The organism is Pseudarthrobacter sulfonivorans (assembly GCF_031454915.1).
In the GTDB taxonomy this organism is placed as follows: domain Bacteria; phylum Actinomycetota; class Actinomycetes; order Actinomycetales; family Micrococcaceae; genus Arthrobacter; species Arthrobacter sulfonivorans_C.
The window spans coordinates 687,694-709,480 of the sequence record NZ_JAVDRS010000001.1; the positions used below are offsets into that span (position 1 = coordinate 687,694).

Sequence of the window (21,787 nt, forward strand, 5' to 3'; positions counted from 1 at the left end):
CTATGCCAGTACAGCCTGCAAACTCAGGTCATGCATCCCCGCTTGCCCCTGAGTGGCTTACCGTTCCCGCAGACCTGAACGCGCTCCAGGAACCGATGTGGGCACAGGGTGTGCAAAAAAACGACGCCGGCGAGCTCGCCATTGACGGCATCCCCGTCAGTGAGCTCAAGGCGCAGTTCGGCACACCGCTGTTCGTGATGGACGAGGCCGACTTCCGCGCCCGGGCCCGTTCCTTCAAGGATTCCTTTGACGCCGCCTTCGCTGACATCTGCGGGGGAGTGGACGTTTACTACGCGGGCAAGTCGTTCCTGTGTACCGCCGTGGTGAAGTGGGTGGAGGAAGAAGGCCTGCGCCTGGACACCGCCTCCGGCGGAGAACTGGCCGTGGCAGCACGCGCCGGCATCGATGGCGCCCGCGTGGCGCTGCACGGCAACAACAAATCGGACGCGGAAATCAACCGTGCCCTGGACATGGGACTCGGCCGCATCGTGGTGGACAGCCTCGATGAGCTGGAGCGGTTGGCCAAAATTGCAGCCGGCCGTGGCGAAACCGCCAAGGTCATGCTGCGGCTGACCCCCGGCGTGCACGCCCACACCCACGAGTTCATTGCCACTGCCCACGAGGACCAGAAGTTCGGCCTCTCCATGGCCGGGGACACCACCGAGCAAGCCGGACTGTCAGCCGCGGAAGAGGCCGTGGCCGCGGCGACAAGCTACGCCAGCATCGACCTGCTCGGACTGCACTGCCACATCGGTTCCCAGATTTTCGAGCCGGACGGCTTTGCCCTGGCCGCCGAGAAGCTCCTCCGCTTCCTTGCTGCCATGCAGAAAAAGTACTCCATCGTGATGCCCGAACTGGACCTTGGCGGCGGCTACGGCATCGCCTACACCCCGGTGGACACTCCCCGCCCCGCAGCGGAGATCGCGCAGGCGATGGCCGCCGTCGTGCGTTCCACCTGCGCGGACCTGGGCATTAAGTCACCCCGGATTTCCATTGAACCGGGCCGTGCGATCGTGGGCAGCACCACCTTCACGCTGTACGAGGTGGGCACCCTGAAGACCGTGCGCGTCGATGCACCGGCCACCGGAACAGCTGAATCAGCTGGAACCGGGCCGGAAAACGTTACGCACCCGCGCCGCTATGTGTCAGTTGACGGCGGGATGAGCGATAACGCCCGCCCGGTGCTCTACGACGCGGATTATTCCGCCATTCTTGCCTCCCGGACGTCGGAGGCGCCTCCGCAGCTGTCCCGCGTGGTGGGCAAACATTGCGAGAGCGGCGACATAGTTGTTAGAGATGTATATCTGCCCGAGGACGTGGCAGCCGGTGATCTGCTTGCTGTACCGGGGACCGGCGCCTACTGCTGGGCCCTCTCAAGCAACTACAACTATCTGGCCCGGCCGGGCGTTGTCGCGGTGCGCGACGGATCTGCCCGGCTGATTGTCCGCGGGGAAACCGAAGAAGATCTGCTCAACCGCGACATGGGAGTCTGAATGACTGAATTGCGAACCCTGAAAGTAGCCCTGCTGGGCTGTGGCAACGTTGGGGCCCAGGTTGCGCGGATTCTCATTGAGGACGCCGACGCCTTGGCCGCCCGCACCGGCGCACGCCTGCAGCTCAGCGGCATCGCCGTGCGCAACGTGAACTCCAAGCGCGATGTGGAGCTTCCGCAGGAACTGTTCACCACCGACGCCGAGACCCTGGTCAAGGACGCCGACCTGGTCATCGAACTGATGGGCGGCATTGAGCCGGCCCGCACGCTGATCCTCTCGGCGCTGAGCAACGGCGCCTGCGTGGTCACCGGCAACAAAGCCCTGCTGGCCCAGGACGGCCCCACCCTTTATGAAGCGGCTGACAAGGCCGGCGTGCAGCTGTCCTACGAAGCTGCCGTGGCCGGCGCCATCCCCATCCTGCGGCCCATCCGGGACAGCCTCTCCGGCGACCGGATCACCCGCGTGCTGGGCATCGTCAACGGCACCACCAACTTCATTCTTGACCAGATGGATTCCACCGGCGCCCAGTTCGCAGACGCCCTCGCCGAAGCCCAGCGCCTCGGCTACGCGGAAGCGGACCCCACTGCCGACGTCGAAGGCCACGACGCCGCCGCCAAGGCTGCCATCCTGGCCACGCTGTCCTTCCACACGCGGTTCGCGCTTGAGAACGTCCACTGCGAGGGCATCACGTCCGTCAGCGCGGCCGACATCGCCGCGGCCAAGGACGCCGGTTTTGTCATCAAGCTGCTTGCCATCGCAGAAAAACTTACCGATGCCGACGGCGGCGAGGGCGTTTCGGTGCGCGTGCACCCCACGCTGCTGCCGCGCGAGCACCCGCTGGCCGCCGTCCGCGGAGCGTTCAACGCCGTGTTCATCGAAGCGGAAAACGCCGGCGAGCTGATGTTCTACGGCCAGGGTGCCGGCGGCACCCCGACGGCGTCGGCAGTCCTTGGTGACCTCGTTTCGGCCGCCCGCCGCCTGGTCCTGGGCGGGCCCCAGCGCACCGAAACCACCACCGGCCACGTCCCGGCACTGCCCATCGAAGCGGCAACCACCAGCTACTACATCGGCCTCGACGTCGCCGATCAGCCCGGTGTCCTGGCCCGTATCGCCCAGCTCTTCGCGGAGCACGGTGTGTCCATCGAAATCATGCGGCAGACCATCCACAAGGACGCAGCGTCCAACGTGGAATCCGCCGAACTGCGGATTGTCACGCACCGCGCATCCGAGGCTGCCCTCGCAGCCACCGTCGAGGCCGTCAAGGGCCTGGACGTCATCAATTCAGTTACATCCGTTCTGCGGGTAGAAGGAGTCTAAGTGGCTCACCAATGGCGCGGCGTTATCCGCGAATACGCTGACCGTCTGCCCGTGACGGAATCCACCCGGGTGATCACCCTCGGCGAAGGCGGCACTCCGCTGGTGCACGCGCAGAAGCTCTCCGAACTGACCGGTTCCACCGTGTACTTGAAGGTCGAAGGGATGAACCCCACAGGTTCCTTCAAGGACCGCGGTATGACCATGGCCATGACTGCCGCCGTTGAATCCGGTGCCAAGGCCGTTGTCTGCGCGTCCACCGGGAACACCTCGGCCTCCGCTGCTGCCTACGCCACCGCGGCCGGCCTGAAGTGCGCTGTGCTGGTTCCCGAAGGCAAGATCTCCATGGGCAAGCTGAGCCAGGCCATCGCGCACGGTGCCACGCTGCTGCAGGTGGACGGCAACTTCGATAACTGCCTGGACATCGCGCGGAAGCTGGGGGAGTCCTATCCGGTATTCCTGGTTAACTCCGTCAACCCGGCCCGCATCCAGGGGCAGAAGACCGGTGCATTTGAGATCGTGGACTCGTTGGGCGACGCCCCGGACATCCACGTCCTGCCCGTAGGGAACGCCGGAAACATCACGGCGTATTGGAAGGGCTACAAGGAGTACTCGGCACCGTTCGAGTCGGCAACGGCCGGCACCCTTCCCGCCGTGTCCACCAAGACCCCGCAGATGTGGGGCTTCCAGGCCGCCGGTGCTGCCCCGTTCGTGGCGGGACACCCCATCACGGAACCGGACACCATCGCCACCGCCATCCGGATCGGCAACCCCGCTTCCTGGGACGGTGCCATTGCGGCCCGCGACGAGTCCGGCGGATTCATCGATGCCGTGACGGACGAGCAGATCCTGGACGCCCACCGCTGGCTCTCAGCCCGTGAAGGCGTTTTCGTCGAGCCTGGCTCCGCCGCCGGGGTGGCGGGCTTACTCAAGAAGCACGCCGCAGGGGAAGTGCCTTCCGGCAAGACCATCGTCATCACCGTGACGGGCCACGGACTTAAGGACCCCCAGTGGGCCCTGCGTACCGAAGACGGCAGCGAAGTGCAGCCGGTCAAGGTCTCCAACGACGTTGTCACCGTTGCAGCTGAACTGGGACTGGAAGAAAAGTAGCCTTGAAAACCACCGCGCCCACCACCGTTGGCCTGCCGCTCATCGATGCAGGACAGCGCGTCACCGTCAGGGTCCCGGCCACCAGCGCCAACCTCGGTCCGGGATATGACAGCCTGGGCCTTGCCCTCGCACTGCACGACACCCTGACGGTGGAAAGCCTCGAATCCGCTGAGCTCGTGTTTGAGCTCAGCGGCGAGGGGGCGGACAGCCTGCCACGCGACGCCAGCCACCTCGTGGTCCGGGCCATGGAGGCCGCCTTTTCGCGGCTGGGCTATCGGCATGGTGGACTCCGGATCACGGCGACGAACGTCAATCCCCACGGCCGCGGGCTGGGCTCGTCCGCGTCGGCCGTGGTGGCGGCTGTTTCTGCCGCCAATGCCATGGTGCCGGCCGAGGGGCAGCGCGGGCGGGACTGGATCCTGCAGCTGACCAGCGAGATGGAAGGCCACCCGGACAACGTCGCGCCCGCGATTTTCGGCGGACTGGCGCTGTCATGGCAGGACAGTGACCAGTACAGGAGCACGTGCGCCACAGTGGCGGGCTCAGTGATCCCCATCGTGGCAGTTCCTGACTTTGAATTGTCCACCGAAGCGGCCCGGGCGTTGCTGCCGGCATCCGTAGGCCACCACGCCGCAGCGATGAACTCGGGCCGGGCGGCGCTGCTTATCCACGCGCTGACGCAGAAGCCGGAATTCCTGCTCGCCGGCACCGAGGACTACCTCCACCAGAGCTACCGGGCAGAGGCCATGCGCCCCAGCGCCGCGCTTATCAGGGCCCTGCGCAACGCGGGCCACGCAGCAGTGGTTTCCGGTGCCGGACCCACCGTGCTGGTCCTCGCCAACGGCGAGGCCGAAGCAACTGACGTACTCGCGTTCATAGAGTCGTACACAACAGCGAACACGCCGGATATCGGCTGGCGTGTGCTGAAGCTGGCAGTGGACGTCGAAGGTGCTAAGGTGGACTTGCACCGGCGGTAATTCCGCCTATCTGATCTGCAGTTGCATTCAGCTGTTATTTGATCTCCTACTGCGCAATATTTTCCGGTGTCACCTGCTTGGTCTGTCGCAGGAATCTGCAGCAAGAAGTGTCTGCCCCTGAACCGTCAGTCCAGCGTTCCGTCATTAATCGGTGCGTGAGGTGAATCAGTATCCGGCCCTGCTGGCCGAAATCCAACCGGCAAGGCCGAAACTCCCGGCTGCAGATCTGAACTGCAGCCCAGATCAAATCATCGCGTCCAGCTCCCAGTCTGGACGCCGTCGAGGGGGAAGGATCCTTCGTGACCGAAACCACTGAGCTGTCTTCAGCTGTGGACACATCAACTTCTGCAGCCGGATCGTCAACGGCCGCACCCGCCAAGAGCAGTGGCCTCGCCGGCCTCAAGCTCGCCCAGCTGCAGGCTCTTGCCAGCCAGCTGGGGATCTCCGGTGGGTCCCGCATGCGCAAGGGGGACCTGGTCACAGCCATTTCCGCCCACCGCGCAGGCACTCCGGCCACCAAGGCTCCGGCCAAGGCTGCCGAAAAAGCGACTGAAAACCACGTGGCGGCTGCCGCTCCCGTGGCTGCTGCCAGCGAAACCACGGAGGCCCCGGCCGCCGAGGGAACCCGGGCCCGTGGCCGTGGCCGCAGCCGGCGCGCTGTCAGCGACGGCGTGGTAGCGGCTCCGGCCGCTGCTCCCGCTGAAGCCCCGGCCGCTGCCCCCGCCGAAGCTCCTGCCGCCGCACCCGCCGAGACCGGCGAAGCAGCCGAAGGTGCCGGCGAACGCCGCCAGCCGCGTACCCGCAACCGCCGCCGCGGTGAAGCAGCGGCTACCTCTGTGCAGGCTGCGGAGGCCACCGAAGCGACGTCCGAGCAGCCCGCCGCCGAACAGCGCCAGGCGGACCGCGCCGAAACCCGCACCGAAACCCAGCGGACTGACGCCCAGGGTGCCGAATCCGGCGACGGCCAGCGTTCCGACCGTCGTGAAGGCGGCCGCACCCGCGGTGCCCGGGACACCGGTGCCCGTGAGGCCAACGCCCGCGATACCAACGTCCGTGAAAGCACCGACGGCGGCCGCGACAACGCCGGCAGCCGCGACGCAGGCCAGCGTGAAGGCACCCGCCGCGACGACACGCGCGATGGCGACGATTCAGACGGCGGCAGCCGCAGGAACCGCCGCAACCGCCGTGACCGGAACGACCGCAGCGACCGTTCCGGCGGCCAGGACAGCCGGGACAACTCCCGCAACGACCGTTTCCGCGACCGCAACGACCGCCGTCGGGGACGTGCCCAGGGACCGGACGTCGACGACGTCGAGGTCACCGAGGACGACGTCCTGCTGCCGGTGGCCGGCATCCTGGACGTCCTGGAGAACTACGCGTTCATCCGCACCTCCGGTTACCTGCCGGGCCCGAACGACGTCTACGTGTCCCTCGCCCAGGTTAAGAAGTACAACCTGCGCAAGGGCGACGCCGTCGTCGGCGCCATCCGTGCACCGCGTGAAGGCGAGGACCGCAGCCAGCAGTCCGCCCGCCAGAAGTTCAACGCGCTGGTCCGCGTCACCTCCGTGAACGGCAAGACGCCGGAAGAGCTCAAGGACCGCGTCGAATTCGCCAAGCTGGTCCCGCTTTACCCGTCCGAGCGACTGCGCCTGGAAACCGACCCCAAGAAGATCGGGCCCCGCGTCATCGACCTGGTTGCCCCGATCGGCAAGGGCCAGCGCGGCCTGATCGTCTCCCCGCCGAAGGCCGGCAAGACGCTCATCCTGCAGTCCATCGCCAACGCCATCACCACCAACAATCCTGAGGTCCACCTCATGATGGTGCTCGTTGACGAACGTCCTGAAGAAGTCACGGACATGCAGCGCACGGTCAAGGGCGAAGTTATTGCCTCCACCTTCGACCGTCCCGCAGACGACCACACCACCGTGGCTGAGCTCTCCATCGAACGCGCCAAGCGCCTCGTGGAAATGGGCATGGACGTAGTGGTGCTCCTCGACTCCATGACCCGGCTGGGCCGCGCCTACAACCTGGCAGCACCGGCCTCCGGCCGAATCCTGTCCGGTGGTGTGGACTCCGCCGCGCTGTACCCGCCGAAGCGCTTCTTCGGTGCAGCCCGCAACATCGAAAACGGTGGCTCGCTCACCATCCTGGCAACGGCCCTCGTGGAGACCGGTTCCAAGATGGACGAGGTCATCTTCGAAGAGTTCAAGGGCACCGGCAACATGGAGCTCCGCCTGTCCCGCCAGCTGGCGGACAAGCGCATCTTCCCGGCCGTGGATGTCAACGCGTCCGGCACACGCCGCGAAGAGAACCTGCTTTCCCCGGAGGAAGTCAAGATCATGTGGAAGCTGCGCCGTGTCCTCTCCGGACTGGAAACGCAGCAGAGCCTTGAGCTGCTGACGAACAAGATCCGGGAGACCCAGAGCAACGTCGAGTTCCTGATGCAGGTCCAGAAGACGACGCTTGGTGCCAAGTCGGATAACGACAAGTAGCTACGCATAACCGCTCGAGAATTGGCGGCCCTTCCCGGGCCGCCAATTCCCTGGGCGGTTGTTGCGTTAACCCGGTTACTCCGCTTCAAAAGCAACGCGGGGTCACTTAAGGCCCTCCAAGGCCGCTGAATTGGGCGGTAAGTGACCCCGCGTTGCAGTTACTAGACTTGTAAGAGTCGAAAGAGGTTTTGAAAATGTTTGAGTCCGTACAGGGCCTGCTTGATGAGCATGATGCTATCCAGGCGCAGCTGGGGGATCCTGCTGTCTATGCTGACCAGCGGCTCGCCCGGAAGCTGGGGCGGCGCTCTGCGCAGCTGAACGGCATTGTTGAGGCCTATCACAAGTGGGAAGGCCTCCGCGATGACCTGGCTGCGGCCAAGGAGATGGCTGCGGAGGATCCCGAGTTCGCGGCCGAGGTCCCTGAGCTGGAGGTGGCCATGGAGGCTGCCTCGGCCAAGCTGCGCCGCCTGCTCATCCCGCGCGACCCTGACGACGCCCGCAACGTGATTCTTGAGGTCAAGGGCGGTGAAGGCGGCGACGAAGCTGCCCTTTTCGCGGGCGACCTCCTGCGCATGTACACCCGGTACGCGGAATCACGCGGCTGGAAGACCGAACTGATCTCTGCCACCGAGTCTGACCTCGGCGGTTACAAGGACGTCCAGATGGCCGTCAAGGGTAGCTCGAACGATCCTGCCGAAGGCGTTTACGCGCGGCTGAAGTTCGAGGGCGGCGTCCACCGCGTGCAGCGGGTGCCCGTGACCGAATCACAGGGCCGGATCCACACGTCCGCAGCAGGCGTCCTGGTGCTGCCCGAGGTGGACGAGCCCGAAGAGCTGGACATCAATCAGAACGACCTCAAGATCGACGTGTACCGGTCCTCCGGCCCTGGTGGCCAGTCTGTGAACACCACGGACTCCGCCGTCCGCATCACGCACCTTCCCACGGGCATCGTGGTGGCCATGCAGAACGAGAAATCCCAGCTGCAGAACCGCGAAGCGGGGATGCGAGTGCTCCGCGCCCGCATCCTGGCGCACCAGCAGGAGATCATCGACGCCGAGAACTCGGCCCAGCGTAAGTCGCAGATCCGCACCATGGACCGTTCCGAGCGCATCCGCACCTACAACTACCCGGAAAACCGGATCGCGGACCACCGCACCGGCTACAAGGCGTACAACCTGGACCAGGTCATGAACGGCGACCTCGAGCCGGTCATCCAGTCCGCCATCGAGATGGACGAACAGGCTCGCCTGGACGCCATCGGCGAATAGCCAACTACGGGAAGCCAGAGATGACACTCGGGCCGGAACAGTCGCTGGCGGCTGCCGTCGGGGAGGCCACCGCGATCCTTCGGGACGCCGGCGTCCCCAGTCCCCGCGTCGATGCCGAGCTCTTGGCGGACCACCTTCTGGGGGTAGGGCTCGGCAGGCTCAGGGCGATGATGCTGGGGGATTCCCCGGCGCCGGAGGGCTACGCCGAACTTGTGGCCGAACGGGCGCAGCGGATCCCGCTGCAGCACATCACCGGCGTGGCGCACTTCAGGTATCTCGAGCTCGCCGTCGGGCCAGGGGTGTTTATCCCGCGTCCCGAAACGGAATCCGTTGTCCAATTGGTCATTGACCACGTCAAGGGCATGGCGCATCCGCGGATTGTCGACCTGGGGACCGGCTCGGGCGCGATTGCCGGCTCGATCGCCCACGAGGTGCCGGGCGCCGAAGTCCATGCCGTGGAGTACAGCACGTTCGCGCACGCATGGGCCGAGAAGAACCTGGCCCCGCTGGGCGTCAGGCTCATCCTGGGGGACCTGCGCAACGCGCTGCCGGAACTTAACGGTACTTTCGACGTCGTGGTTTCCAACCCGCCCTACATTCCCGCCGAAGCCATCCCGAACGAACCCGAAGTTGCCCTCCACGATCCTGCCGAAGCCCTGTACGGCGGGGGAGCAGACGGCATGGAACTGCCGACGGCGGCGGCCGCCTCGGCAGCCCGGCTTCTGGTTCCCGGCGGCTACTTCGTGATGGAACACGCCGAAGTCCAGGCCGGCTGGATCGCAGGCATGATGAAGCGCGCCGGTGTCTGGACGGAGATCACCACACACCTGGACCTCAACGGCAAGGAACGCGCCACCAGCGCCGTGCTGGCCGGTCCGCGCCACGACTGATGAAAGAATAAGCCAGTGACCACAACCTACAACTGCACGTCAGAGGATCAGCGCGCCCTGGGGCTGGAGCATGCCCAGCGTGCCATCAGCGAAAAGAAGTGCGTGGTCTTTCCCACCGACACTGTCTACGGGATCGCGGCCGATGCCTTCTCGCCGCAGGCCGTCACCATGCTGCTGGTCTCCAAGGGGCGCAGCCGCGCCATGCCGCCGCCCGTGCTCATTCCCCGGATCAACGCCCTGGACGGACTGGCCACGGACATTTCCGCAGACGCCCGCAAGCTGGCCGAGGCGTTCTGGCCCGGCGGACTGACCCTGATCCTGCACGCCCAGCTGTCGCTCGACTGGGACTTGGGCGACACCCAGGGAACGGTGGCCCTGCGTATGCCGGCCGACGAGGTGGCGCAGGAACTCCTGACCCTGACAGGTCCACTGGCGGTATCCTCCGCGAACCGGACGGGCCAGGCACCCGCGCAGACCGCAGCCGAAGCACGTGCCCAGCTCGCCGACTCCGTGGAGGTGTACCTCGAAGGCGGCTTCCGGCCGCTGGAAGGAACGGCCGCGGTGCCTTCCACCATCGTGGACGCAACCGGGCCCATCCTGCGGGTGGTGCGCAACGGTGCGGTGTCCCTGGACCAGCTCCGGGAACATGTTCCGGGGGTACTGGGCCTGGGTGAAATTCCGCTGGCAGAGCCGGAGGACACTGCGCCCGAGGACACTTTGCCGGAGGGTGCTCCGCTTGGGGACGACGCAGGCCAAGATTCGAAGGATGCCGCGCCGGCCGGGGAATCTGTCGAATCCGGGGACGCCGGGGAGCCTGCGGCTACGGCTTCCGATGACGCCGGGGAAGGCACACCGGACGTGCGGAAACCCGCGGCGCCCGCCGAAAAGGATCCGGAGGCATGACCGTTGGCCGCGACCGCCTAAGACTCCTGGACGTCGAGGTCACCGCCGTGCCCGAACACGGCATGGCAGACGTTCTCAGTGGCCTTATCGCAGCGGGGGGCCGACGTACGGTGGTCGGTCATAACCTGCACAGCTGCTACCTGTACCACACCCTTCCCGATTTCAGGGCGCTGTACGACTCCGCAGATGTTGTGCTCCTGGACGGTGCTCCCGTCTACACGGTCTGGAAGCGCCAGGCGTCAGCGGGCGCGCCCGATTCCAGCTACAGGGTGGGTTCGACAGACTGGATCAAGCACCTGGGTTCCGTGGCCGGCTTGGACCGCGTGGCCGTGGTGGGCACCAATGAGCTCAGTAATGCCGAAGCGTGCCGCCGACTTGAGGTGCTCTTGCCCGGAGCGAAGGTGCTCGGCTGGGCCGGGCAGGACTGGGACGCGGACAGGGAAAGCGCTGTCGTCGACGAGCTCCAGGCTTTTGGGCCGAACCTCGTCCTCGTGGGCCTGGGGATGCCGCTGCAGGAATCTTTCCTGTGGCAGCGCCGTGATGACCTTCCCGACGCCGTTTATGGTGCGGTGGGCGGTGCGCTTGACCAGATTTCCGGACACCAGCGGCTCGCTCCGCGGTGGCTCGGCAGGCTCGGCTTTGAATGGCTGTGGCGCCTCATACTCTCACCCCGGAGGGTTTTCGGACGCGTATTCCTTGAGCCCTGGAAACTGGCCGCTGTCCTAGCCCGCCGGAAATTTCGATCGACGAAAACAGGGACCAGTAAATGAGCAAGAATGTCGTCGCCGTGGTTGTCACGTATAACCGGCGGGAGCTTCTCGAAACCACCCTCCGCGGCATCACCTCCGGAACAGTCCTGCCCTCCACCGTGGTCATCGTGGACAACGCCTCCACGGACGGCACTGCAGATTTCCTGGCCACCTACAACGGTCCAGTCGCCGCGGACACCGTCCGGCTCGACCAGAACCTGGGCGGCGCTGGGGGATTCGTCGTGGGAATGGAGCGCGCGGTCCTGGACCACGCCGCGGACTACGTGTGGATCATGGATGACGACACTGAACCGCAGCCCGGAGCACTCGAGGAGGCCCTGGCGGCGTCGCAGGCCTACGCCGCGGCTTCCGGAGATGAACCAAGTTTTGTTGCCAGCCGGGTGGTTTGGACCGACGGACGCGATCATCCGATGAACCGGATGCGTCCACGGCTGGGGGCCAGCGAAGAAGACCGTGAGACCGCCAGCCGGGCCGGGGGAGTCCAGATCAGGACGGCATCATTCGTGTCCATCCTCATTGATGCCGGGCAGATACGGCGCCATGGCCTTCCTATCGCCGACTACTTCATCTGGAACGACGATTTGGAGTACACGGCGCGGATCTCACGGCGACAGAATGCCATCTCCGTCGAGAAGTCCGTCGCAAACCACCACACCAAGTCTTTCGGGGACGCCGGCGCTGATCCTGGTGCGCGATTCTATTACGAGGTGCGGAACAAGTTGTGGGTCTACACGCGTTCGTCGGCGCTCACCCCTTGGGAGAAGGTGCTGTATTCAGGCGCCTCCATCCGTAACTGGAGCCGGACCATCGCCGGCTCGCCGAACAAGAGCCTCCTCGTCCAGGGACTCCTACGGGGGCTGCTGCACGGTCTGAAAGCGCCCCGCAGCAACGAGCAGGTCCTCAACGGGATCTATCCGCTCCGCGATGTGCGGCTGACCGGGGGACCTGTCGCATGATCATGTACCTGCTCATGGGGCTGACGGCTGCCGTCGTGTCCTATGGGGCCACCTGGGGTGCCCGCGTTGTCGGCAACCGGCTGGAACTCCATATGCCCATCCGTAGCCGTGACATGCATTCGACGCCGGTCTCCCGGTTGGGCGGTGTGGCGATCTTTCTCGGCGTGCTGGTGGCACTCATCGTGGCCAGCCAGTCCTTCTTCGTCAAAGACATTTACCGCCACAACTTTTCGCCCTGGGGCGTCCTGGCCGGTGCGACGCTGATCGTGCTGGTGGGCGTCGCCGATGACCTCCTGGACATCCGCTGGTGGGTGAAACTTATCGGCCAGAGCGCTGCAGCCCTGGTGGTGGCCATCTGGGGAGTCCGGATGACCATTGTCCCGTGGGTGCCGGAGCCGATTTTCCTTGAGAACGAGATGATCCGCATCGTGCTGACCGCCGGGCTGATTGTCACCACCATGAACGCCTTCAACTTCATTGACGGTCTGGACGGGCTGGCCGCCGGCGTGGCGATCATCGGCGGAACCGCGTTCTTCTTCACCGCGTACTGGGTGCACCGGAACGCAGTCCTGTTGGACTACTCGGACCTCGCCACGCTCCTCATGGCCGTTGTCGTGGGCAGTTGCATCGGCTTCCTCCCGCACAACTGGTTCCCGTCCAAGATCTTTATGGGCGATTCCGGCGCCATGCTTATCGGCCTGCTGTTCGCCGCCGCCGGCATCGTGTCAACCGGCCAGATCACCTCCGGGCTGTACGACAGGGCCAACGGTATTTCCACCGTCATACCCATCCTGTTGCCCTTCGCCGTGCTCTTCCTCCCTTTGCTGGACCTGGGGCTCGCCGTCGTCCGCAGAACGGCACGGGGACGTTCCCCATGGTCGGCAGACCGGGGACACCTCCACCACAAGCTGCTGGACATCGGTTACTCGCACCGCACCGCCGTGATCCTGATGTACCTGTGGACCGCTGTGCTGTCATTCGGTGGTTTGGCTTTTGCCGTGTTTCCGTGGCAACCCGTGTTGGCGGCGGACATCTTCGCCACGTTGTTAATGGGGCTGGTGACGGCATGGCCGTACCTGCGACGGGGGAGCGACGAGCCGGTCGCGTAACCGTGTACGGATTCATTTCTATCTCGTGTAGAATTTAGGGGCAGCCAAAGCTGCCCCTCCACCCAGCCCCAGGGCGCCGACGATTGGGATCTCATGACCTCCAACGCCGACCCCGGACCAGCGTCCGGCAACGGATCCGTTGGCGTCTCCGGTCCCACCGGGTCCCTGTGGCTTCGCCTCCTCGCCATCAGTTCAGCTGCCGGCGCGGGCGCAATCATTCTGGCTGGTATTCCCGCAGGCATCCTGAACGGGCCCGACGGCGTCCTGTCCAGTTCCTTGGGCGGCCTCCTGGTCATGGTCTTCTTCGCGATCAGTCTTCTGGTTGGCCACTTTATGGGGCGCAATAACCCGTCCGGTGCCATCGGAATGTTCGTGGCCACCTACTTTGTCAAGGTGGTGGGCTTCGCGGTGGTCCTGTTCCTGATCGGAGCACCTGCCTGGCTGCACGGACAATGGTTCCTTATTGGTGCCGTTGCCACCGTTGTATTGTGGCAGGCCGCCGAAATCTACGGCTTCAGCAAAGCGCGCCTGCAGATTTACAACGACCCGGAGCCGAAGGAGCCCAACGATGTCTGATCGGAAACGAACAGAAAGTAACGGCTCCCCGGAGTCCAGGAACAACCCCTCCACGCCGGGAGTGTCGGCCGAAAACAGCAACGGTGGATACAACGCCGGAATGGCCGTCTTCAGCTACATAATTGGCGGAATCATCGTCTGGAGTTTGATAGGGTGGGGTCTGGATTATCTGTGGGGAACCCGCTGGATCGTGCTCGCAGGCGCTCTGCTTGGAGCTGTCGGAGGATTCTATCTTTCTCACATGCACGGCCTTACCAGTTCCAGAAACTCGACAGGTAAGAGCGGCGCAGACAGCGGCCCGTCCGCGGACGGAAACACTAATGCCAAATAATTTCACAGGGGGACTTGCGGAGCAAACATCCGCCGATCCCCGACCAACGCCCAATGATGGACACTGCAGAGAGGAAACGCGTTGATCGCGCTTGCGCTCCCGGCCCAAGATTCAGGAGAGTTCACTCCTCCTGGAATTGAAGAAATGCACCTGCCGGCAATCCTGCCGTGGGGGGTGGCAGACGGATTCTCCAAGCAGATGCTCCTGGTGGTCCTGTCGGTCGTCATTATCGCTACGTTCTTTCTGCTAGCTGCGCGGAAGCAGCAGCTTGTCCCCGGCAAGCTCCAGTTCGCTGGTGAAATGGCCTACGGCTTTGTGCGTAACAGCATCGCCAAGGACATTATCGGCGGCAAAGACTTTATGAAGTATGTGCCGCTGTTGTTCAGCCTCTTCTTCTTTATCCTCGTAAACAACATTTACGGTGCAATTCCCGTGCTGCAGCTCCCGAGCTTCTCGCACGTCGGCGGCGCCTATGTCCTCGCAGGCATTGTTTACTTCACCTGGATTGCCATCGGCATCAAGAAGAACGGCCTGAAGTACTTCAAGCTGGCCACCGTACCCTCCGGCGTACCGGTCTACATCCTTCCGCTCATCATCCCGATCGAGATCATCTCCAACTTCCTGGTCCGGCCCGTCACGCACAGCCTCCGTCTGTTTGCCACCATGCTGGCCGGTCACCTGATCGTCATGATCGCAGGCTCGGGCATCGAGTTCCTGGTGATGCAGGAGAACATCCTGCTCAAGGGAACCTCGCTCCTGGTGCTGGGCGGCGCTATCGCCATGTACATGCTGGAGGCGCTGATCATGGCGCTCCAGGCCTACGTTTTCACGCTGCTGACTGCCATCTACATTGAAGGCGCGCTGCACGCGGACAGCCACTAGGCTCCCACAAACTTCCCCTCAGGGGATGAAGCAAACCAAACAACCTGCCACACAGATGGCATCTTGAAAGGAATAAAATGGAAGGCAATCTCAACCTCGTAGGTTACGGTCTGTCCGCAATCGGCGGTGGTATCGGTGTTGGTCTCGTGTTCGCCGCTTACATCAACGGCGTTGCACGTCAGCCGGAAGCCCAGCGCGTCCTCCAGCCGATCGCATTCCTCGGCCTCGCGCTGACCGAAGCTCTCGCCATCCTCGGCCTGGTCTTCGCTTTCGTTCTCTAAGTCTGACGAACCAAGCGAACATCCAGAACCGAGTAGAAAAGGACGGGTGAATTATGAACCAGGTGATCATCTCAGCCGCCACAGAGGGCGAGACTAACCCACTGGTACCCAACGTCTGGGAAATGGGCGTTGTCCTCGTCGGCTTTGCTGTCCTCATGTTCATCGTGGTCAAGTTCATTGTCCCGATGTTCGAGAAGACGTTTGCAGAGCGCGCTGAGGCAATCGAAGGCGGCATCGCCAAGGCTGAAAAGGCCCAGGCGGAAGCATCTGCTGCCCTCGAGGAGTACAAGCAGCAGCTCACTGATGCCCGCGCAGAAGCCAACCGCATCCGCGAGGAAGCCCGTGCCGAAGGCGCCCAGATCCTTGCTGATCTGAAGGAAAAAGCAGCTGCTGAATCGGCCCGCATCACGGCCCAGGCCCACGTGCAGATCGAATCGGAGCGTCAGGCGGCAGTTGTGTCCCTGCGTTCGGAGGTAGGCACGCTGGCTACCACGCTGGCAGGCCGCATTGTTGGCGAGGCGCTCAGCGATGACGAGCGTTCCGCCCGTGTGGTTGACCGTTTCCTGGCAGATCTGGAGACCCAGAACGCAGGTGCAGCTAAGTAATGTCAGGTGTATCGAGCGAATCGCTGACCACGGCCCTGACCACGCTGGAAGCTAAGCTTCCGCTGGCCTCGCTGCAGTTGGCTAAGGAACTCTTCGGAATCCTGGGAACGGTGGACAGCTCGGCTGGCTTGCGCCGTGCCTTGACTGACCCGTCCCGCAGCGGTGACGAAAAGTCGGCGCTGGTCAGGCAGCTCGTTGGCGGAAAAGTCTCCGCTGATGCTGCGGACATCGCGGGCGGACTGGCCAGTTCACGCTGGGCATCGGCCCGAGATATCGGCGATGCACTCGAGACGCTTGCCGCGACGGTGGTTATCGCCGTTGCTGAAAACAAGTCGGCCGTTTCTGCCTCCGGTGTCTCTGGGCTGGAAGAACTGGAGAACGATCTGTTCTCCTTCAACCAGGCCGTTGCCTCCAACCACGAGGTACAACGTGCTTTGTCGGAGCCGCAGGCAAGTGCTGCAGCGAAGATCGGTTTGGCGCAGAAGCTGGTACCCGGCGCAAGCGAGGAAGCAAAAGTCCTCATTGCCCAGGCAGTGTCCGCACCCCGCGGCATCAAGCCGACCAACCTGGTAGCCCGGTTCGCCGAGCTGGCAGCTAAACGGCAGCAGCGCTGGATTGCAACGGTCAGCGTCACGCGTCCCCTGACGGAGACGCAGTTTGCCCGCCTCCAGGCGGGGCTGAACGCCCTGTATGGTCGCGAGCTCAAGGTCAATATCACTGTTGATCCTGAACTGATCGGCGGAATCCGCGTCCAGGTGGGTGACGAAGTGCTTGACGCTTCGGTTATCACCCGGCTGGGCCAGCTCCACCGCCAACTGGCCGGTTAGCCGGACAAGCACAACTTAACGAAACGAAACCCCGGTCATCGTGAGCAACGATGATCACGAAAACAGGAGAGCAGGGACTGCAGATGGCCGAATTGACCATCAACGCCGACGACGTCCGTAATGCGTTGAACGAGTTCGCGGCGTCCTACGAACCCGGAAACGCTGAGCGCGTAGAGGTTGGCCGTGTAACAACCGCAGGTGACGGCATCGCCCGTGTTGAGGGCCTTCCCTCGGTCATGGCGAACGAGCTGCTTCGCTTCGAAGATGGCACCCTGGGCCTGGCCCAGAACCTGGACGTCCGCGAAATCGGTGTGATTGTCCTCGGTGACTTCACCGGAATCGAAGAAGGCCAGGAAGTCCACCGCACCGGGCAGGTTCTGTCCGTGCCGGTTGGCGATGCCTTCCTCGGCCGCGTGGTTGACCCGCTGGGCCAGCCCATCGACGACCTCGGCGAGATCAAGGCCGAGACCACCCGTGCGCTGGAACTCCAGGCACCGGGCGTGACCCAGCGTAAGTCGGTTCACGAGCCCATGCAGACCGGTCTCAAGGCTATCGACGCCATGATCCCGATCGGCCGCGGCCAGCGCCAGCTGATCATTGGTGACCGCCAGACCGGTAAGTCGGCAATCGCCATTGACACCATCATCAACCAGAAGGCCAACTGGGCTTCCGGCGATGTAACCAAGCAGGTGCGTTGCATCTACGTGGCAATCGGTCAGAAGGCATCAACCATCGCGGCTGTCCGTCAGACCCTCGAGGACAACGGCGCACTGGAATACACCACCATTGTGGCTTCCCCTGCGTCTGACCCCGCAGGCTTCAAGTACCTGGCACCGTACGCCGGTTCGGCCATCGGCCAGCACTGGATGTACGGCGGCAAGCACGTCCTCATCGTGTTTGATGACCTCTCCAAGCAGGCTGAGGCTTACCGTGCAGTTTCGCTGCTGCTGCGCCGCCCGCCGGGACGCGAAGCCTACCCGGGCGACGTCTTCTACTTGCACTCCCGTCTGCTGGAGCGTTGTGCCAAGCTCTCCGACGAGCTCGGTGCCGGCTCGATGACCGGCCTGCCGCTCATCGAAACCAAGGCAAACGACGTCTCGGCGTATATCCCGACCAACGTGATCTCCATTACCGATGGCCAGATCTTCCTGCAGTCGGACCTCTTCAACGCCAACCAGCGTCCGGCCGTCGACGTGGGTGTCTCTGTGTCCCGCGTTGGTGGTGCTGCACAGGTCAAGTCCATGAAGAAGGTTTCCGGTACCTTGAAGCTGGAGCTGGCTCAGTACCGCGACATGCAGGCGTTCGCAATGTTCGCGTCGGACCTCGACGCCGCATCGCGCCAGCAGCTGACCCGTGGTGCACGCCTCATGGAACTGCTCAAGCAGGGCCAGTACTCGCCGTTCCCGATCGAGAACCAGGTCGTTTCAATCTGGGCAGGTACCAACGGTCACCTCGATGAAGTTCCGGTTGAAGACATCAACCGCTTCGAGACCGAATTCCTGGAGCACCTGAAGCACAAGTCCTCCATCCTGACCACGCTGGCGCAGACCAACGTTATGGACGATGACACCGCTGAAGCACTGAAGACCGCGATCGTGGACTTCAAAAAGGGCTTCTTCGGCGAGGGTGACAACCGCCTGGTAGGCGCCGGCCACGAGGAGCACGACGCTATCTCGGAAACCGAAGTCGACCAGGAAAAAATCGTCAAGCAGAAGCGCTAGTTTCGCTGGCAGGGACTGCCGGGACCTTCACCGGTTCCGGCAGTCCCGGCCACCGGGATCTTAGGAAAGGATAAGTATGGGAGCCCAGATTCGGGTCTACCGCCAGAAGATCAGCTCGACAACGTCGATGCGCAAGATCTTCAAGGCGATGGAACTGATCGCTACCTCGCGCATTGGCAAGGCCCGCGCACGCGTAGCGGCTTCACTGCCTTACGCAAACGCGATCACGCGTGCCGTTTCTGCTGTCGCAAGCCAGAGCGAAATTGACCACCCGCTGGTCACCGAACCGGAGCAGATCCGCCGGGCGGCCGTGCTGGTCATTACCTCTGACCGAGGCCTCGCAGGATCGTACTCGGCGACAGTACTCAAGCAGGCCGAAGGCCTGATTGAGCTGCTGCACGGGGAGGGCAAGGAAGTTAAGACCTACGTGATGGGCCGCAAGGCGCAGGCGTACTTCGATTTCCGGAACCGTCCTTTCGAGCGCGCCTGGACCGGCAACACGGATGCTCCGCTGTTCGAGGTTGCCCGCGAGGTGGGGGCAGCACTGCTCGAAGACTTCGCGACCGCCTACGAAGAGGGCGGCGTGGACGAAATCCATGTTGTTTACACCCGCTTCAAGTCCATGGTGACCCAGGAGCCGACGGTCATCCGTCTCCTCCCGCTCGAAGTTGTCGAAGAGCAGGCTGCGTCTGAATCAGACCTGTTGCCGCTCTACGAATTCGAGCCGGAAACGGAGCAGGTTCTTGATGCTCTGCTGCCGCGCTACATCGAGTCACGTATTTTCGCCGCCATGTTGCAGGCCGCAGCTTCAGAGCTCGCAGCCCGCCAGCGGGCGATGAAGTCCGCCGGCGACAACGCCACGGACCTCATCAAGAAGTACACGCGTCTGCGCAACACTGCCCGCCAGGCTGAAATTACGCAGGAGCTTTCGGAAATCGTTGCCGGTGCCGACGCCTTGAGCGCGTCTTAGCCTGCACGGTCCGGTACGGCTGTACCTGCACCAAAGAACAAACTTAACCCCCACGCCATCTACTGAGTGAAGTGAGAGAGATGACTGCCACTGCTACCGAACACGTAGCCGCAACGTCCGGTGCCACCGGCCGTATTGCACGTGTTATTGGCCCGGTTGTCGACGTCGAATTCCCGGCTGACGCAATCCCCTCGATTTACAACGCCCTCACCACGGAGGTTACCCTCAACGGTGAGACCAGGACCATCACCTTCGAGGTTGCCCTCCACCTGGGCGACAACCTCATCCGTGCCATCTCGCTGCAGGCTACCGACGGACTCGTCCGCGGCACCAACGTAGTGGACACCGGTTCCCCGATCACCGTGCCTGTTGGCGACGGCGTCAAGGGCCACATCTTCAACGTCCTCGGCAAGCCGCTGGACGTTGATGAGTCCGAGATCCAGGCTTCGGACTACTGGCCGATCCACCGCAAGGCTCCCGCCTTCGCAACGCTTGAGGGTTCCACCGAGATGCTGGAAACCGGCATCAAGGTCATTGACCTTCTCACCCCGTACATCAAGGGTGGCAAGATCGGCCTGTTCGGCGGCGCCGGCGTGGGTAAGACGGTTCTGATCCAGGAAATGATCACCCGTGTGGCACGTAACTTCGGTGGTACTTCGGTATTCGCCGGTGTTGGCGAGCGTACCCGTGAAGGTAACGACCTCTGGGTTGAAATGGAAGAGGCAGGCGTCCTGAAGGACACCGCCCTTGTATTCGGCCAGATGGATGAGCCGCCGGGAACGCGTTTGCGCGTTGCACTGTCCGCCCTGACCATGGCGGAGTACTTCCGCGATGTGCAGAACCAGGACGTGCTGTTGTTCATCGACAACATCTTCCGCTTCACCCAGGCAGGCTCCGAGGTTTCCACCCTCCTCGGCCGCATGCCGTCGGCTGTGGGCTACCAGCCCAACCTGGCTGACGAGATGGGTCTCCTCCAGGAGCGCATCACGTCCACCAAGGGCCACTCCATCACCTCGATGCAGGCCATCTACGTTCCCGCAGATGACTACACCGACCCGGCTCCGGCCACGACCTTCGCACACCTCGACGCGACCACGGAACTTTCCCGTGAAATCGCCTCCCGTGGTCTGTACCCGGCCGTTGACCCGCTGACGTCGACCTCCCGCATCCTGGACCCGCAGTACATCGGCCAGGACCACTACAACACGGCTGTCCGTGTGAAGCAGATCCTGCAGAAGAACAAGGAACTCCAGGACATCATCGCCATCCTCGGCGTTGATGAACTCTCGGAAGAGGACAAGATCGTCGTGTCGCGTGCACGCCGCATCCAGCAGTTCCTCTCCCAGAACACCTACACCGCCAAGCAGTTCACCGGCGTGGAGGGCTCCACGGTTTCCATCAAGGACACCGTTGAGGGCTTCACCGCTATCTGCGACGGCGACCTCGACCACATTGCAGAGCAGGCGTTCTTCAACGTCGGCGGCCTGGATGACGTCGAGCGCCAGTGGGCCAAGATCCAGGAACAGACCAAGTAGTATGGCTGAGCTTGAGGTTGAGATTGTCGCAGCGGACCGGTTTATTTGGTCCGGAGCGGCCACGATGGTCAAGGCCCGCACCAGCGATGGTGAAATCGGAATCCTGCCCGGCCACTCGCCCCTGCTGGCGATCCTGGCCGAAGGTGAACTGGCTATCCAGCCGGTTTCCGGTGACCGTATTGCCGTAGTTGTTGACGGCGGATTCTTCTCCGTCGATAACAACCGCGTAGTGATTGTTGCTGACAACGCCCAACTGGGCGACGCGGCTACTGCTGGGATCCGCTAGCACCACCCTGATGGACGTCCAGACACTTCCGTTCATCGCCCTGGCAATCACTTTTGGATTGCTGATATTTGCACTGTGCCTCGTGGGGGTGCGCCGCTTCAATCTGCGGCGCGCCCTCGGCACGGTGGACGCCTCCATTTGCATGGCTGGAAACAGCTGGCAGATGGGGGTTTGTCGTTATCAGGACAACGACCTTGAATGGTTCCGCCTTGCTTCCCTGAGCCTCCGTCCCAAATACAAGTTCAAGCGCAGCTCGCTGGAGCTCCTGGGCCGGCGCAAGCCCACTGAAGCAGAGGCAGTCAAGGTCCAGCCCGACGTCGTGATCGTGGAGTTGCGCTATGAAGGCCAGGATCTGAGGCTGGCCATGAAGTTCGATGCGTACACGGGGTTGTCCTCCTGGCTGGAAGCCGGGCCGGTCATCGGCGTGGGCACCTGGCGCTAACCCGCCATAGCCTGAACATGGATCCGGCTGTCACTATGGCCTCCTGGGG

22 protein-coding genes are annotated in these 21,787 nt (G+C 63.5%); all 22 read left to right on the forward strand.

The window, feature by feature from the left end; genetic code table 11:
* Window positions 1-2 precede the first annotated feature (2 nt).
* Window positions 3-1,493: a diaminopimelate decarboxylase gene (gene lysA, locus J2808_RS03095; RefSeq protein WP_309811395.1), complete on the forward strand. Its 1,491-nt coding sequence runs from the start codon at window positions 3-5 to the stop codon at window positions 1,491-1,493.
* Entirely contained in the window at window positions 1,494-2,810 is a 1,317-nt protein-coding gene (locus J2808_RS03100; RefSeq protein ID WP_309811397.1) for a homoserine dehydrogenase, read from the forward strand.
* Window positions 2,811-3,917, forward strand: coding sequence for a threonine synthase (gene thrC, locus J2808_RS03105; protein ID WP_164199008.1), 1,107 nt, complete (start codon window positions 2,811-2,813; stop codon window positions 3,915-3,917).
* A 2-nt stretch (window positions 3,918-3,919) separates the two neighbouring features.
* A complete protein-coding gene (gene thrB, locus J2808_RS03110; protein WP_309811404.1) occupies window positions 3,920-4,894 on the forward strand; it encodes a homoserine kinase in 975 nt (324 codons plus the stop codon).
* Between the two features lie 299 nt (window positions 4,895-5,193).
* On the forward strand, window positions 5,194-7,386 hold the full coding sequence (gene rho, locus J2808_RS03115) for a transcription termination factor Rho (RefSeq protein ID WP_309811407.1): 2,193 nt from the start codon (window positions 5,194-5,196) through the stop codon (window positions 7,384-7,386).
* A 194-nt stretch (window positions 7,387-7,580) separates the two neighbouring features.
* A complete protein-coding gene (gene prfA, locus J2808_RS03120; protein ID WP_309811410.1) occupies window positions 7,581-8,654 on the forward strand; it encodes a peptide chain release factor 1 in 1,074 nt (357 codons plus the stop codon).
* Window positions 8,655-8,674: 20 nt separating this feature from the next.
* Entirely contained in the window at window positions 8,675-9,544 is an 870-nt protein-coding gene (prmC, locus tag J2808_RS03125; protein ID WP_309811413.1) for a peptide chain release factor N(5)-glutamine methyltransferase, read from the forward strand.
* A gap of 15 nt (window positions 9,545-9,559) precedes the next feature.
* On the forward strand, window positions 9,560-10,447 hold the full coding sequence (locus J2808_RS03130) for an L-threonylcarbamoyladenylate synthase (protein WP_309811416.1): 888 nt from the start codon (window positions 9,560-9,562) through the stop codon (window positions 10,445-10,447).
* Window positions 10,444-11,217: a WecB/TagA/CpsF family glycosyltransferase gene (locus J2808_RS03135; protein WP_309811421.1), complete on the forward strand. Its 774-nt coding sequence runs from the start codon at window positions 10,444-10,446 to the stop codon at window positions 11,215-11,217. The genes J2808_RS03130 and J2808_RS03135 overlap by 4 nt, the downstream gene beginning before the upstream one ends.
* Complete coding sequence (locus tag J2808_RS03140; RefSeq protein WP_309811424.1) at window positions 11,214-12,173, forward strand: glycosyltransferase family 2 protein; 960 nt, start codon at window positions 11,214-11,216, stop codon at window positions 12,171-12,173. Before J2808_RS03135 ends, J2808_RS03140 begins: the two co-directional genes overlap by 4 nt.
* Window positions 12,170-13,282, forward strand: a complete 1,113-nt coding sequence (locus J2808_RS03145; protein ID WP_309811427.1) for an MraY family glycosyltransferase — start codon at window positions 12,170-12,172, stop codon at window positions 13,280-13,282. The genes J2808_RS03140 and J2808_RS03145 overlap by 4 nt, the downstream gene beginning before the upstream one ends.
* Before the next feature lie 93 nt (window positions 13,283-13,375).
* On the forward strand, window positions 13,376-13,858 hold the full coding sequence (locus J2808_RS03150) for a hypothetical protein (RefSeq protein ID WP_309811430.1): 483 nt from the start codon (window positions 13,376-13,378) through the stop codon (window positions 13,856-13,858).
* Window positions 13,851-14,189, forward strand: a complete 339-nt coding sequence (locus J2808_RS03155) for an AtpZ/AtpI family protein (protein WP_309811432.1) — start codon at window positions 13,851-13,853, stop codon at window positions 14,187-14,189. The genes J2808_RS03150 and J2808_RS03155 overlap by 8 nt, the downstream gene beginning before the upstream one ends.
* Before the next feature lie 81 nt (window positions 14,190-14,270).
* On the forward strand, window positions 14,271-15,071 hold the full coding sequence (gene atpB, locus J2808_RS03160) for a F0F1 ATP synthase subunit A (RefSeq protein WP_309811437.1): 801 nt from the start codon (window positions 14,271-14,273) through the stop codon (window positions 15,069-15,071).
* 77 nt (window positions 15,072-15,148) lie between these two features.
* Window positions 15,149-15,352, forward strand: coding sequence for an ATP synthase F0 subunit C (gene atpE / locus J2808_RS03165; protein ID WP_009356484.1), 204 nt, complete (start codon window positions 15,149-15,151; stop codon window positions 15,350-15,352).
* 53 nt (window positions 15,353-15,405) lie between these two features.
* A complete protein-coding gene (locus J2808_RS03170; protein ID WP_309811438.1) occupies window positions 15,406-15,957 on the forward strand; it encodes a F0F1 ATP synthase subunit B in 552 nt (183 codons plus the stop codon).
* A complete protein-coding gene (locus J2808_RS03175) occupies window positions 15,957-16,784 on the forward strand; it encodes a F0F1 ATP synthase subunit delta (RefSeq protein ID WP_309811441.1) in 828 nt (275 codons plus the stop codon). Before J2808_RS03170 ends, J2808_RS03175 begins: the two co-directional genes overlap by 1 nt.
* Before the next feature lie 83 nt (window positions 16,785-16,867).
* Complete coding sequence (gene atpA, locus J2808_RS03180) at window positions 16,868-18,505, forward strand: F0F1 ATP synthase subunit alpha (RefSeq protein ID WP_309811855.1); 1,638 nt, start codon at window positions 16,868-16,870, stop codon at window positions 18,503-18,505.
* Window positions 18,506-18,581: 76 nt separating this feature from the next.
* Window positions 18,582-19,475: a F0F1 ATP synthase subunit gamma gene (locus J2808_RS03185; protein ID WP_309811444.1), complete on the forward strand. Its 894-nt coding sequence runs from the start codon at window positions 18,582-18,584 to the stop codon at window positions 19,473-19,475.
* A gap of 80 nt (window positions 19,476-19,555) precedes the next feature.
* Window positions 19,556-21,010 carry a F0F1 ATP synthase subunit beta gene (gene atpD, locus J2808_RS03190; RefSeq protein WP_309811447.1) on the forward strand — a complete coding sequence of 485 codons (1,455 nt, stop codon included), beginning with the start codon at window positions 19,556-19,558 and terminating at the stop codon, window positions 21,008-21,010.
* A gap of 1 nt (window position 21,011) precedes the next feature.
* A complete protein-coding gene (locus J2808_RS03195) occupies window positions 21,012-21,296 on the forward strand; it encodes a F0F1 ATP synthase subunit epsilon (protein ID WP_131131695.1) in 285 nt (94 codons plus the stop codon).
* Between the two features lie 10 nt (window positions 21,297-21,306).
* The gene (locus J2808_RS03200) at window positions 21,307-21,738 is read left to right on the forward strand and encodes a DUF2550 domain-containing protein (RefSeq protein WP_309811452.1); all 432 of its coding nucleotides are present in this window, start codon (window positions 21,307-21,309) and stop codon (window positions 21,736-21,738) included.
* Window positions 21,739-21,787 lie beyond the last annotated feature (49 nt).